Annotated in this window: 11 protein-coding genes; 2 read left to right on the top strand and 9 right to left on the bottom strand. The window is 47.2% G+C overall.

Going from position 1 to position 12,063, the window contains the following annotated elements:
* Nucleotide 1: 1 nt before the first annotated feature.
* Nucleotides 2-496 (bottom strand): FumA C-terminus/TtdB family hydratase beta subunit, encoded by a 495-nt coding sequence (locus tag TM_RS02785; protein ID WP_004081363.1) that lies wholly within the window; start codon nt 494-496, stop codon nt 2-4.
* On the bottom strand, nt 486-1,304 hold the full coding sequence (locus TM_RS02780) for a fumarate hydratase (RefSeq protein ID WP_004081365.1): 819 nt from the start codon (nt 1,302-1,304) through the stop codon (nt 486-488). Before TM_RS02780 ends, TM_RS02785 begins: the two co-directional genes overlap by 11 nt.
* A gap of 45 nt (nt 1,305-1,349) precedes the next feature.
* Between TM_RS02780 and TM_RS02775 the strand changes: the two genes are divergently transcribed.
* Together TM_RS02775 and TM_RS02770 are read left to right on the top strand one after the other, a co-directional pair.
* Nucleotides 1,350-2,618, top strand: a complete 1,269-nt coding sequence (locus TM_RS02775) for a TrpB-like pyridoxal phosphate-dependent enzyme (RefSeq protein ID WP_004081366.1) — start codon at nt 1,350-1,352, stop codon at nt 2,616-2,618.
* A 13-nt stretch (nt 2,619-2,631) separates the two neighbouring features.
* Entirely contained in the window at nt 2,632-3,486 is an 855-nt protein-coding gene (locus tag TM_RS02770) for a cation diffusion facilitator family transporter (protein ID WP_004081367.1), read from the top strand.
* Here the strand turns inward: TM_RS02770 and TM_RS02765 are convergent.
* The 7 genes from TM_RS02765 to TM_RS02735 form a co-directional block, all read right to left on the bottom strand.
* The gene (locus tag TM_RS02765) at nt 3,483-5,759 is read right to left on the bottom strand and encodes an ATP-binding protein (RefSeq protein WP_004081368.1); all 2,277 of its coding nucleotides are present in this window, start codon (nt 5,757-5,759) and stop codon (nt 3,483-3,485) included. The genes TM_RS02770 and TM_RS02765 overlap by 4 nt on opposite strands.
* Nucleotides 5,756-6,340 carry a hypothetical protein gene (locus tag TM_RS02760; RefSeq protein ID WP_004081369.1) on the bottom strand — a complete coding sequence of 195 codons (585 nt, stop codon included), beginning with the start codon at nt 6,338-6,340 and terminating at the stop codon, nt 5,756-5,758. The genes TM_RS02765 and TM_RS02760 overlap by 4 nt, the downstream gene beginning before the upstream one ends.
* A gap of 183 nt (nt 6,341-6,523) precedes the next feature.
* Nucleotides 6,524-7,141, bottom strand: a complete 618-nt coding sequence (locus TM_RS02755) for a hypothetical protein (RefSeq protein WP_004081371.1) — start codon at nt 7,139-7,141, stop codon at nt 6,524-6,526.
* A 6-nt stretch (nt 7,142-7,147) separates the two neighbouring features.
* A complete protein-coding gene (locus tag TM_RS02750; RefSeq protein ID WP_004081373.1) occupies nt 7,148-7,729 on the bottom strand; it encodes a sigma-70 family RNA polymerase sigma factor in 582 nt (193 codons plus the stop codon).
* 1 nt (nt 7,730) lies between these two features.
* Nucleotides 7,731-9,281 carry an ABC transporter permease gene (locus tag TM_RS02745; RefSeq protein ID WP_004081374.1) on the bottom strand — a complete coding sequence of 517 codons (1,551 nt, stop codon included), beginning with the start codon at nt 9,279-9,281 and terminating at the stop codon, nt 7,731-7,733.
* 13 nt (nt 9,282-9,294) lie between these two features.
* Nucleotides 9,295-10,260 (bottom strand): ABC transporter permease, encoded by a 966-nt coding sequence (locus tag TM_RS02740; RefSeq protein WP_004081376.1) that lies wholly within the window; start codon nt 10,258-10,260, stop codon nt 9,295-9,297.
* A 58-nt stretch (nt 10,261-10,318) separates the two neighbouring features.
* Nucleotides 10,319-12,058 carry an ABC transporter substrate-binding protein gene (locus TM_RS02735; RefSeq protein ID WP_004081378.1) on the bottom strand — a complete coding sequence of 580 codons (1,740 nt, stop codon included), beginning with the start codon at nt 12,056-12,058 and terminating at the stop codon, nt 10,319-10,321.
* Nucleotides 12,059-12,063: the final 5 nt, after the last annotated feature.

Below are 12,063 nucleotides of genomic sequence, written 5' to 3'. Positions count from 1 at the left end.
CTCACTCCTTGAAAATCGTGTTCCCGTTGCTGTCGATCGCCACGATGAGAGGAAAATCCTCCACTTCTATCTCGTAGATCGCTTCGGGACCGAGGTCTTCAAAGGCCAAAACTCTCGATTTCTTCACCCTTTTCGAGAGGGCAGCGGCCGTACCGCTTGGGGTAACGAAATAAACCCTCTTCCACTTCTTACAGGCCTCTATCGCCTTTTTTGAACGCTTTCCCTTCCCTATCGTTGCGATGGCTCCCAATTTGAAAAGCATCTCCAGGTAGTCGTCCATTCGAGCACTCGTGGTGGGTCCTATGGCACCCACGGGCTTTCCAGACGGCGTTTTGGCGGGGCCCGCGTAAAAGACAATTTGACCCCTGAGATCCACCGGTGGTTCTTCTCCTCTATCGACGATCTCTTTCAAACGTCTTTGAGCTTGATCTCTCATCACGATGAGCTTACCGGAGTAGCGAATTTCCTGACCGGCTTTCAGATCTTCAATCCTCAAAAGTCACTTTCCCCCTTCTGCAGAGGTAACAATCCACCGAAACGGCAACCGGTAGGGTGGCGATATGGGTCGGAAAATGTTCTATGTGAACAGAGTAAACGGTGATACCCTTTCCGAGACCTTGAAAGCCTATTCCGAGAAAGTTGAGTTCCTTTTCAAGTTCCTTTTCGAGCCCTGCGTACTTTGGATCTTTGTTTCTCTCTTTGAAGCTCTTCGTAAGCGCTAACTTCGAGAGGAGAAGGGCCTTATCGGCTGTTCCTCCGATTCCGATACCCACGTGAAGCGGCGGGCAGGCCTTTGCTCCGTGTTCTTTGATGTGCTCGATAACGAATTCTTTGACTTTCTCCACATCCGAGGTGGGAGTCATCATACGAAGAACCGTGAGATTTTCACTGCCCCCACCTTTCACCAGAAATCTGATCTCAAGGGATTTCCCCTTCACCTGGAAGATGTGGACGATTGCGGGAGTGTTCGTTCCAGTGTTGATTCTCTCAAAGAGCGGATCGGAGACGACCGAATAACGAAAAGGATACTCGCTGTACACCTCTCCAACGGCTCTGTTCAGAGTTTCCTCGATGGGTTCTTCCAGTTTTACCTCGTGACCGATGAAGACGAAGAATTCCACTATCCCTGTGTCCTGACAGAGTGGAAGTTTTTCCTCTTTGGAAACGCGGTAGTTTTCCTTTATTATATCTGAAAAGGGACCTTCGTACCGCTCGATGATTTCCTCTACCTCTGGATTGATCTTTATGTTGGCTTCAACGATAGCCTTCTTGATCTTTTCGGAAATAACATGTTTGTTTATCAAAGCTCTTCACCTCAAGAGAGATTATATCACTGAAGGAGGGGGAATATGAGAATTGTTGTGAATTTGAAACCTGAGGAAATTCCAAAGCACTGGTACAACGTACTCGCAGATCTTCCGTTCAAACTCGATCCGCCGCTGGACCCCGAAACGAAACAACCCATTTCACCCGAGAAGCTCTCTGTTATCTTCCCCATGAGTCTGATCGAACAGGAGGTCTCAGAAGAGCGGTTCATCGAAATACCCGAGCCCGTTCTGAAAGAATACGCCGTTTACAGACCCACTCCCCTCATCAGAGCCACTTTCTTAGAAGAGTACCTCCAGACTCCGGCGAGGATCTACTACAAGTACGAAGGAGTGAGCCCCACTGGAAGCCACAAGCCGAACACGGCCATCGCCCAGGCCTACTACAACAAGATAGAAGGAGTCAAAAGACTCGTCACAGAAACGGGAGCGGGACAATGGGGCAGCGCTCTCTCGTACGCCGGTGCCAAGTTCGGATTGGAAGTAAAAGTGTTCATGGTGAAGGTCAGCTACCAGCAAAAACCGATGAGAAAATACATGATGAACCTTTTCGGAGGAAAGGTAACTCCAAGTCCCAGTGAAGAAACGAATTTCGGAAGAAAGATCCTGAGTGAAGATCCAGACAATCCAGGTAGTCTTGGCATCGCCATCAGTGAAGCACTGGAAGTGGCCGTGTCTGATCCGAACACGAAGTACTCCCTCGGAAGCGTATTGAACCATGTTCTGCTCCACCAGACGGTTATAGGCCTCGAGATCAAGAAACAGCTCGAACTCATAGGTGAAAAACCAGACATCTTACTGGGATGTCACGGAGGAGGATCGAATTTTGGAGGAACGATACTTCCCTTCGTTCCAGACAAACTTTCCGGAAGGGATATCAGGTTCGTTGCCTGCGAGCCCGCCGCGTGTCCATCCCTGACAAAAGGGAATTACGATTACGACTTCGGTGACACCGCAGGACTCACACCTCTGCTGAAAATGTACACCCTTGGAAAGGACTTCATTCCTCCGAAGATACACGCGGGAGGTCTCAGATACCACGGCTCCGCTCCGATAATCGCAAGACTCGTGAAAGAAGGACTCGTGGAGGCACAGGCTTTCGATCAGGACGAGACGTTCGAGGCAGCGAAGATCTTCGCAAAGCTCGAAGGGATAATTCCCGCCCCGGAATCCGCTCACGCCATCGCAGGAGCCATAAGGGAAGCAAAGAAAGCGAAAGAAGAAGGAAAAGAACGTGTGATAGTATTCACTCTGAGCGGCCACGGTCTGCTCGATCTTACAGCGTACGTGTGAGGAGGAAAAACACGTGAAGAAGAAACTGCTGTTCTCCATATGGCTGAACGCCATCATAACACTCTCTGAAGTGGTCGGTGGCTTGATATCCGGGAGTCTCGCCCTTCTGGGCGACTCCCTTCATAATTTTTCCGATACCATGAGTCTTCTTGGAAGTTTCATCGCGATGAAGATCAGCGAGAAACCAAAGAACAAAAAGTACACCTTCGGCTACAGAAGAAGCGAAATCATTGTGGCTTTCTTGAACTCCGTATCCATCTTCGTTGTTTCAACACTCGTTGTCATCGAAGCGGTGAAAAGATTGTTGAGTCCCGCCACCGTTCACACGTCGGTGCTTCTCCTCGTCTCCTCGATAGGTCTCGCTGCCAACTTCTTTTCTGTCATCCTTCTTCACACCCACAGCAAAGAAAGTATGAACGTTCGATCTGCGTACCTGCATCTCATCGCGGATACACTGTCCTCGATCCTTGTGGTTCTTGGGGCTGTTTTCATGAGGGTCTGGAAAATATACTGGCTCGACCCTGTTCTCGCTTTCGTTATAGCCTTATACATGTTCAAAGAAGCCTATGAGATAGTGAAGGAGTCTCTTGAAATTCTCATGGAAGCCTCACCGAACCTGGACTTTGAGAAAATAAAGGAGGAAATTGAAAAAATAGAAGGTGTGAGGAACGCCCACCATTTTCACGCCTGGAGAGTGGGAGAGAAAGAAATCCACTTCGAGTGTCACGTTGAAGTGGACAACATGGAGCTGAAGGACGCCCAGAAGATCATAGACGAAATAGAAAAAAGATTGAAAAAATACGGGATAACCCACACCACCGTTCAGCTCGAATGTGAAAGGTGCAGCAAAGAGATGATCTGCAGTTAGAGTTTCAAAACGGGTTCTTCTTTCAAAAGCCTCCTGTCGCTGGTGAATAGTACAACCTGTCTGGTCTTGGACACCTCTTTCAGTTCCTGCCAGAGTAGATCTATCTTCTCATCGTCCAGATCGACAAAAGTGTTGTCCACAACAAAGGGACTCTCAATCTCCAGAACACGACTTATGAACCTCTTCATCTGAAAACTCAGGAGTTTCAAAGCGGAGGTGTTCAACACATCGACAACCTTTTTTTCTTCGGGAACGTTAATCGTCACCATCAGATCCGGAGAAACCTTGAAAACCTGATTTTCTTTGAAGAACCTTCTGTAAACATCCGTCAACTCTACTGCCAGATCCCTTGTGTAACCCCTCAACAGTTCCTCGTGTTCTTTTTTGATCCGATCCTTAAACTCGGGAATGTAACCAATGGCCCGCTCAAGAATCTCGAGTTCAACCTTCTTCCTGAAGAGAGCTTCCAGAACATCGAAAGGTTCCTCGAGAGGTGAAACCACGAGTTTCTCCAGTTCACTTTCTATCTGTTCCACTTCTCTTTTGAGTTCTTCTATTCTCGCGTTTGATCTGCTTGATTCTATCTCTTCTTTTTCTTTCATGAGGTTAGCGATTTCTTTTTCCAGTGAATCTCTGGTTTTTCTCAGATTTGCACGTCTTTCCAGAAGGTCTCTCAACACCTTCAATTTATCTTCGCTGTCGACTCCTATTTCCTTCAGCGTGTTTTTCAGTACTTCTTCCTGCTCTCTGGAGTACTCCTGCAGTTCTTCCAGATTCTTTTTCTTGTCGGACAGAGAAGCCTCAACGGAGCTTTTCAAAATCAGAAGTTCTCTCATCTGTTCTTCCACGTTTTCAACCGCCTTTCGTGGTTCACTTCCGTACTTCGAAAGAAACGGTATTCTTTCGAAGACCTTCTTCACGATCTGATCCCTCAAAAATTTTTCGAGTTCTTCGATGTTATCAACACCTGCGGTTTCCTTCAGCTTGCTCACGATCTGGTTCTTTCTCTCGATCAAAGACCTCTTTTGTGTCGAAAGATTCATGAACTCACTTTCAAGTTCAAACAATTTCTTTCTCAACCTGTAATAGTTCCACATGGAAATCACAGAGGCACCTGTTCCTGCCAGTGTCAGATAGAAGAACAGGTATCCCGGCTTGAGAAAGGCAAAAATGATGGAAACCAGAGCAAAGGTCAGGAAGACGGCAACAAAAACCCTGAAAATAGAAAGTGTTTTGTCGAAGCGCTTCATGTGGTCACCTGTATTTTCGATCTTTGCCTGAATTTCTTCGAGTTTTTCATCAATTTCCCTGAGAGGCTCTCTGAGATGACCTATTATCTCGTTCAGCTTTGCTTTCTGCTCGTTTTCCACCAGTTCTATCTGTAACTTCATGTTCTCCAACTTGAGTTTCAGTTCCTCAAGACTGCTGACGGAGAAGTCTTTCATGATCGTCTTCAGTCTTTCTTCCGTATCTTTCGATTTTTCCTCGAGTGATTCTATCTCTCTTTTCAGTTCTTCACCGCGCTCTCTCAAATAATCCAGTTTCTGGGCAAGCTCGATCGCTTCACGAACTTTTTCCTCAGGAACCGCTGTTTCCCTTTCGATCTCCTCGAGTTCTTTTTCAACACGGAGAAGCTCCGCTTTCACCTCATTGATTCTGGCTTCGATAGAAGACAATCTCTCAGATTTTTCACTCTCGAATCTATCGATCTCTTCCTCCAGAAGTCTTCTCTTCTCCTGAAGATCCCGCGAAAGCTCTTTCTTTCTCTTCAAAACCAGAAGGAGCGATCGCCTTTTTTCTTTCCAGGCCTCAACTCTCTCTTTCAGGTTTGAGATCTCAGCCTCCAGTTCTTTCGTCTTCTTCATCAAGACAGAGAAATCCTCGTTCAATATCCTTTCAAGTTCCACTGCTTCGGGTCTGTTTCTGTAGCTTTCCATAAGGAAGGAAGCGACCTTTTTCGAACCGTTGAGGGTGTTGTCCACTCCCTCCGATATGAAAGAAGTGAAGGAAAACAGTTCGGGATCCAGTCTTCCCTGACCGAATTCCACCCTTCCCTCACTCGTCTCGAGATATCCCCCAAACCTGTTCGAAAACCATGGCCTGTAGTTCTCAAGTTCGGGAAGCTCTCCCGTGAGGCAGTATCTTATAAAATTCGCAAGGGTGGTTTTTCCAGCTGCGTTCCCTCCGAAGATGATGTTCAACCCGCTTTTCAGGGGGAAAGAAAAATTCTCGAATTTTCCAAACCCTTCAACGTGTACACGCTCTATTTTCATGTTTCATCCCCCGTTTCGATTTCTTCCAGCAGCAATGCATCAAGCTTTGGCCGGTTTTTCTTTTTCAAGATTTTACCAACGAACTTTACGCTTCTTTTGTTCTTTATTCTCTCGACTTCCCGATCCCAGAGGATCCCTTTCAAAAGGGTAAAAGACTCCTCGGGAACTTCCATCAATTCGCTGAAAACACTTATTTCTTCGAGCCTTACTTTGAAACCCGAAAGATCTATTCTTTCGAATCTTTCACCATCGTACACGAGGCATTCACATTTTTCAGAGAGGGGAGAAGACGTGAACTCAGGGTAGGAAAAATCCAGCCTTCGTTCAACAGAAACATCGAGATAATCCACGATCTCATCCAGAACAATCGAATTCTGAGGAATATAGTCCTTTATGAATTTTTCAGCGATGATAGGATCCACCTCTTCTGAAAAGAGGTTTATAAACACAAACACTCCTTCAAATGTCCTCAAGACGTGGTTCAAAAGTTCAAGTTTTGCGCTGTCCAGTTCTTTCCGAAAAAACAACCAGCCCCCCGGGTAGTCGAAAAACCTCAAACCTTTGATCAAAATGTACTTCATTTCACCCCTCCTTTTTCAAGGGTTTTTCAAGAAAATTTAAGGCGTTCTTTTTCATCGTTTCAAGAGGATGTTACGGAGATCGGTTAAATTCTAACTTGCGTGTCCCTCATCCCCCCGATCCCCCCTGACCCGATGAAGACAAGACACAAAGTATGGGAGGGACGAAAGTCCCTCCTTGTGTTTTTATTTAGGTATGTAAAGCTTCAAATCACGCTCGATGTTGTCTATTCTGGTCTGCTGTACCTGAACGATCTTCGTGGGATGGTAGGTTGTCCCGACCCCGAAAACGAGCAGGAACACCCTGTTTGGAATCCCCACTATTAAGGTGGCGTCTCGTGGTATTACAATATCGTATTCTGTGGAGATCTTCGGTTTTTTGTAGTAGAAGAACCTGTAAGGTGAAAGACCTGGCTTCACGTCCCTTGAAAAGAGCACTTCGTTTCCGTCCTTGACGGTGATCCACACAGGATCGTTCCCTATGACAAAAATCCTCATGTATCCAGTCGTGGGATCGTCTTCGATCTCAGAAAATATCCTTTCAAAATCCACGCTGGCTTTTTCAAAGTATTCGTACGCAGTTATATAGCGACTGATAATGGAATTGGGTTTCAGAAGTTCCTCTAATATCTTCAGTCGCTCTTCGTAACTTTCCAGTGTGGTTTGAAACTGTTTTTCCACTTCGTCCATCCTGGCTTCAAGCTTCTTCAAAAAATAGAAATTGAAAACAGACAGCACGAAGAAGAGTAAAATAGCGATGACTATCAAAGAAGCGAAAAACGTTACGAGACTGTCTTTTTTCATCTTCGATCACCCTAATCCAGAAATCATTCTCTTCACCTTCTGAACCGTGTTGTCAACTTTCTTTGTGTTCACACCGAGCTCTTTCGCTATCTCGCTGTATGAGCATCCATCAAGCCATCTGAGAAAGATCTCTTTTTCTTTTTCATTCAATAGTTCAAGGACTGTTTCTAAAATTATGCCAGAAAATGCGCTTCTGGCAACATCGGTCTCGCTATCGGGCACTTCAAAAGGTGCGTCATCTTCCTCTTTTTCCATACCATCCACGTTCACAGCGTCTGAGAGCATCCTGTTCTTCTTTCTGTTCAGATAAGTGAGAAAGGACTTTATCTCGGAGTCAACACTCCTCCATGCAAAAGACGTGAAAGAGCTTTTGGTTTTATCGTAATAGAAAATCGCCTTTATCAATCCCACAAGGCCGTTTTGAACTATATCTTCGTGTTCGGCCCAGCTCGCAAAATACTGGGAAGCGATCTTAACAACCATAGGGTAATACTTCTCAACAATGAGGTCGATGGCTTCTTTGAATCCTGCCTGCGCGTACTCAACGAGTTCTTCAACTCTCTTACTTCTCAGTCTGTATTTCAGCATTCTATCCGAGAGACCTCGGATCCAGAGCGTCTCTCAACGCGTCACCAACGAAGTTGAAAGAAAGCACGGTGATGAAGATGAAGATACCGGGTATGAGAAGCCAGGGGTACTTCGTCATGTAGGTGACGTTCTGAGCCTGTGCGAGCATGAGCCCCCAGCTGGCACTCGGTTCCCTGATACCGAGTCCAAGAAAACTCAAGCTCGCTTCACCGAGAATGTAACCGGGTATTGCAAGGGTCGCGGCAACGATGAGGTAGCTTGCCGTGTTGGGCAGAACGTGCCTGAAGAGAATTCTCGTGTCAGGAAAACCAAGTGCCCTCGCCGCTTCCACGAATTCACGCTGTTTTATTGAAAGAACCATTCCCCTTATAACCCTGGCTCTTCCTGCCCAGCCGATGAAAGAGAGAATGAACACAAGGAGTACATACACCTGTGTGGATGGGATATCGAGTGGTAGAAGAGATCTTAAAAGGATGAGCAGGTAGAAACCCGGCAGCGACATGATGATCTCGGAGAACCTCATCATGAATTCGTCCACGATGCCTCCATAGTAGCCGGAAATACCACCGAAGACGAGCGAAAGGGCGAACGTGATGAACATTCCGATGAAACCTATGGAAAGCGAGATCCTGGAAGCGAACACTATTCTGCTCCACACATCCCTTCCATACTGGTCAGCTCCCATGATGTAGAGTCTCACGTACTCGTTGTTATCGTAGTTGTCCACCCCAAAGAGATGATAGTGGAACGGAAAGATCCAGAAGAGGTACCCTATACGGTTCTTCGCATCTCCACCCCAGGATTTGACAAACCACTTCACCGGATAAGTTTTGTAGTCGTAGTCGATCACCTTTCCTGTGATCATCTCAATGTCTTCACCTTTTTTCACGAGGATCATGTTGAGCTTCTCTTTTATGACGACCTTTTCGATCTCATCGGGGGAATTCAGGCCAAGTCTGAAACCGTATTTCCCAAAGTACGTGTCTTTCGCGGCTTCGGAAGAGGTTTCTATATCTGCCTCTCCTTTCGTTAGAACCTTTTCGTCGTATCCGAACAGAAGGTAATCAACCACTTTCGTTGTTGAACCGGCGTATTTCATGGTGCCGTCCTTTGGAACGATGTAATACTCTTCGTCCAGCATGAAAGAGAATCCCGTTACACCGTCTTTTCCGATTTCGTACTCAACCTGTGTTCCGAAGACATCGAGAACGAGCCTTTTCGGGAAGAGCATTTCGTAGAATTTTCTCTCGAAAGTTGCTTTGTCCACGTAGCTTATCGTGGGAAGCACGTAGGCACCCACTCGTTCTCCCTTGTACTCCCTGTGTATCTTCGTGGGAGGAGCGAAGGAATGCTTGAGAGACTGTTCGTAGGGATGGTGCGGGGAGAGAAAATCCGCGAACAACGCCATGAGATAGAGGACGATCAGAACGTACAGCCCGAACATTCCGAGTTTGTTTCTTTTGAAGGCTCTCCAGACGAGTTCCCTCCTGGAAAGGACCCTTTCCTTAAACTCTATTTCCCCGTTCTCTATCATCGTCTTTTCCTCAGCCATTGCGATTCCTCCCTCACTCGAATCTGACCCTTGGGTCCACAGCGGCGAGAAGCACATCCGCCACAAGGTTACCAATCACGAGCATTATCGCACTGATCACGGCGGACGCCATAACGATGTAAATGTCCTGCTGAAGGAGTGCCTGGTAAATGAGCCTTCCCATGCCGGGCCAGGCAAAGATGTTCTCTATGATGACCGCTCCTCCGAGAACGTTGGAAATACTGAACCCAAGGAAAGTGATCATGGGGTTGATAGCGTTCCTCAGGGCGTGCTTGTATATCACCACACGTTCTGGCATTCCTTTCGCACGGGCAAATTCCACGTAGTCCTCGTTCAGCACGTCGAGAAGACTACCTCTCATGTATCTCATGAGGGAAGCAAAACCACCGAAACCAAGAGCGATGGTTGGAAGAACAAGATGAGATGCGATATCCTTGAACTTCTCCCAGGTTGTCATCTGGTTGTGATTCACCGAGACCATACCGGCGATTGGAAACCAGCCGGTCTTCGCAGCCATGTAAAGGAGCAGAATGGCCAGGAAAAACCCTGGAAGGGCAATTCCACTGAAAGCGACAACTGTGAGAATCTTATCCCAGATGCTGTACTTCTTCAGAGCCGAGAAAACACCGACGATTATTCCAAGCAACCACTCGAACGCGAGGGAAGAAACGGAGAGTATCACCGTAGCGAAGACCCTCTCCCAGATGAGTGTGGAAACGGGCCTTCTGTAGTAGAACGAGTAACCAAAATCTCCTTTCAAAACGTTTTTCAGCCAGATGCCGTACTGAACGATCCAGGGCTTGTCCAGGCCAAGCTCCTTTTCCATCTTCTCGAGAAACTGCTGAGAAACGGAAGGATCGAGACGGTACATGTCCAGGAAATCTCCTGGAGCCGCCTCCATGATGATGAAAACTATGAAAGAGATGATTATGAGCTCAGGAATCATGATGATCAATCTACGTGCGATGTACTTGAGCAAGCAAGATCACCTCTTTGAACAGAATTTGAAGGGGAGGGGAAGATCCCCTCCCGATAGATTACTGCTCTTTCCAGACACAATCCTGGTTCCAACCCCACACACCGCCGAAAGCGGTGGGTTCCACGTTGTGAAGTTTGTTGCTGTAGGCGTAGAGATAGAGCTGCTGGGTGGTGTAGATGAGCGGTATGTGTTCAGACACGAGCCTCTGAAATTCTCTGAACATATCTACGACTTTCTGCTGATCGAGTATCTTCACGTTCTCTTCGAAGATTCTGTCGATCTCTTTTTCCCAGTCTGGCAGGTAGTAATCGTTGGGATCGACGAAGTCTTTGACCTCCGGATGGTAGTTCCAGAAGTGGAGAGATCCCTTGATTCTCCAGACGTTGGCTCCTCCCTGAGGTTCATCGGATCCGGTGAGTCCTATTATGACGGCTTCCCAGTCACCGTTCACAACAAGCTTCTGGACGAGCGTGTTGAAATCGATGGGAGCGAAGGTGACATCCATTCCGAGTTTTTTGAGCGCTTCTGTTATGATGTTACCCATTCCTTCGCGGATCTGGTTTCCGGCGTTAGTCATGATGATGAACTTCACCGGGTTTCCTTCGCTGTCGAGGAGCTGACCGTTTTCATCCCATTTGAAACCACCGAGCTTGAGCATCGTTCTGGCAAGATCGAGGTTGTACGGGTACTTTCTGAGAACGGATTCATCGTAATAAACGGTCGCAGCCTGACTGATGGGGCCCCACTGTTCAACCGCGAGGCCGTTGTAGAGTGTATCGATCATCGACTGCTTGTCGATGGCGTACGCCACTGCCCTTCTGAAGAAATCGTTCCTGAACCACTTCCGCTTCACAGGATCGGGAGCGTTCCAGTTGAAACTGATGAAAGTGGTTCCAAAGTTCGGGCCTCCGATACCCACAACCCAGTCTTTTTCTCTTGCCATGGCTTTGAGTTCTGCGTACTCTGTTCCGCGAGGTCCGTACACATCGACTTCTCCGTTTTCAAACGCGAGTCTCTGTGCATCCTGTGTCGGAATGATCTTGAAGATGATACCGTCGAGATAAGGAAGCTGCTTTCCTTCTTTGTCGTACTTCCAGTAGTAGGGGTTCTTCACGAATCTCACGTACTGATCGGGAACGTACTCAACCGGAATAAACGGACCAAGTCCCACGATTTCTCCCTTGTTGATGGCGTCAACCGTCCAGAATTCCTTGAATTTTCCTTCTTTCACATACGGTTCCGCGAGGTGTTTTGGGAAGATGGGAATACCTCCAATGTACCTTACCGCAAGTCTGTAAGTTTCCTTGAGAGTTGTCTTCACCGTGTAATCGTCGAGCTTTTCGGCTACTGGCCAGTTGTCTGCAAAGAGATCCTGCATATCGTTCGGTATGTCAGGGTTGAAATAGACATCGTTAATTGTGAAGACCACATCGTCTGCTGTGAACGGTGTTCCGTCACTCCATTTGACACCCTTCCTCAGGTGCCAAACGATTTCCATGCTTCCGTCCTCGTTTTGGATGAGTTCCCAGCTTTCTGCGAGAGCGGGATGGATCCTTGCGTAATTGTCGAGCTCGATCATGGAAGCCATGAACCTCGCTATAACATCTCTAGAGCTCGTCTCCTGAGCCACGACATTGTTACACGTTCTGGGACCAGAAAGCGTCGGTACTACGAGCACTCCCCCGTACTGTCCTGTGAACTCTGCTCCGATGTACGTTTCGAACTGAGCGAACGGTGAAAGTTCTGCGAAAAGTGCAACGGCTGCAATCATAAGGAAAATACCAAGAAACCTACGCATAACAT

The sequence above is a fragment of the Thermotoga maritima MSB8 genome (assembly GCF_000008545.1).
Taxonomy (GTDB): Bacteria; Thermotogota; Thermotogae; order Thermotogales; family Thermotogaceae; genus Thermotoga; species Thermotoga maritima.
This window is presented reverse-complemented; position numbering and strand designations above follow the sequence as displayed.

Coding starts and splice junctions, on each gene's coding strand:
- TM_RS02775 (WP_004081366.1), top strand. CDS start 1,350: ATGAGAATTGTTGTGAATTTGAAACCTGAGGAAATTCCAAAGCACTGG.
- TM_RS02765 (WP_004081368.1), bottom strand. CDS start 5,759: ATGAAAATAGAGCGTGTACACGTTGAAGGGTTTGGAAAATTCGAGAAT.
- TM_RS02760 (WP_004081369.1), bottom strand. CDS start 6,340: ATGAAGTACATTTTGATCAAAGGTTTGAGGTTTTTCGACTACCCGGGG.
- TM_RS02750 (WP_004081373.1), bottom strand. CDS start 7,729: ATGCTGAAATACAGACTGAGAAGTAAGAGAGTTGAAGAACTCGTTGAG.
- TM_RS02735 (WP_004081378.1), bottom strand. CDS start 12,058: ATGCGTAGGTTTCTTGGTATTTTCCTTATGATTGCAGCCGTTGCACTT.
- TM_RS02745 (WP_004081374.1), bottom strand. CDS start 9,281: ATGGCTGAGGAAAAGACGATGATAGAGAACGGGGAAATAGAGTTTAAG.
- TM_RS02755 (WP_004081371.1), bottom strand. CDS start 7,141: ATGAAAAAAGACAGTCTCGTAACGTTTTTCGCTTCTTTGATAGTCATC.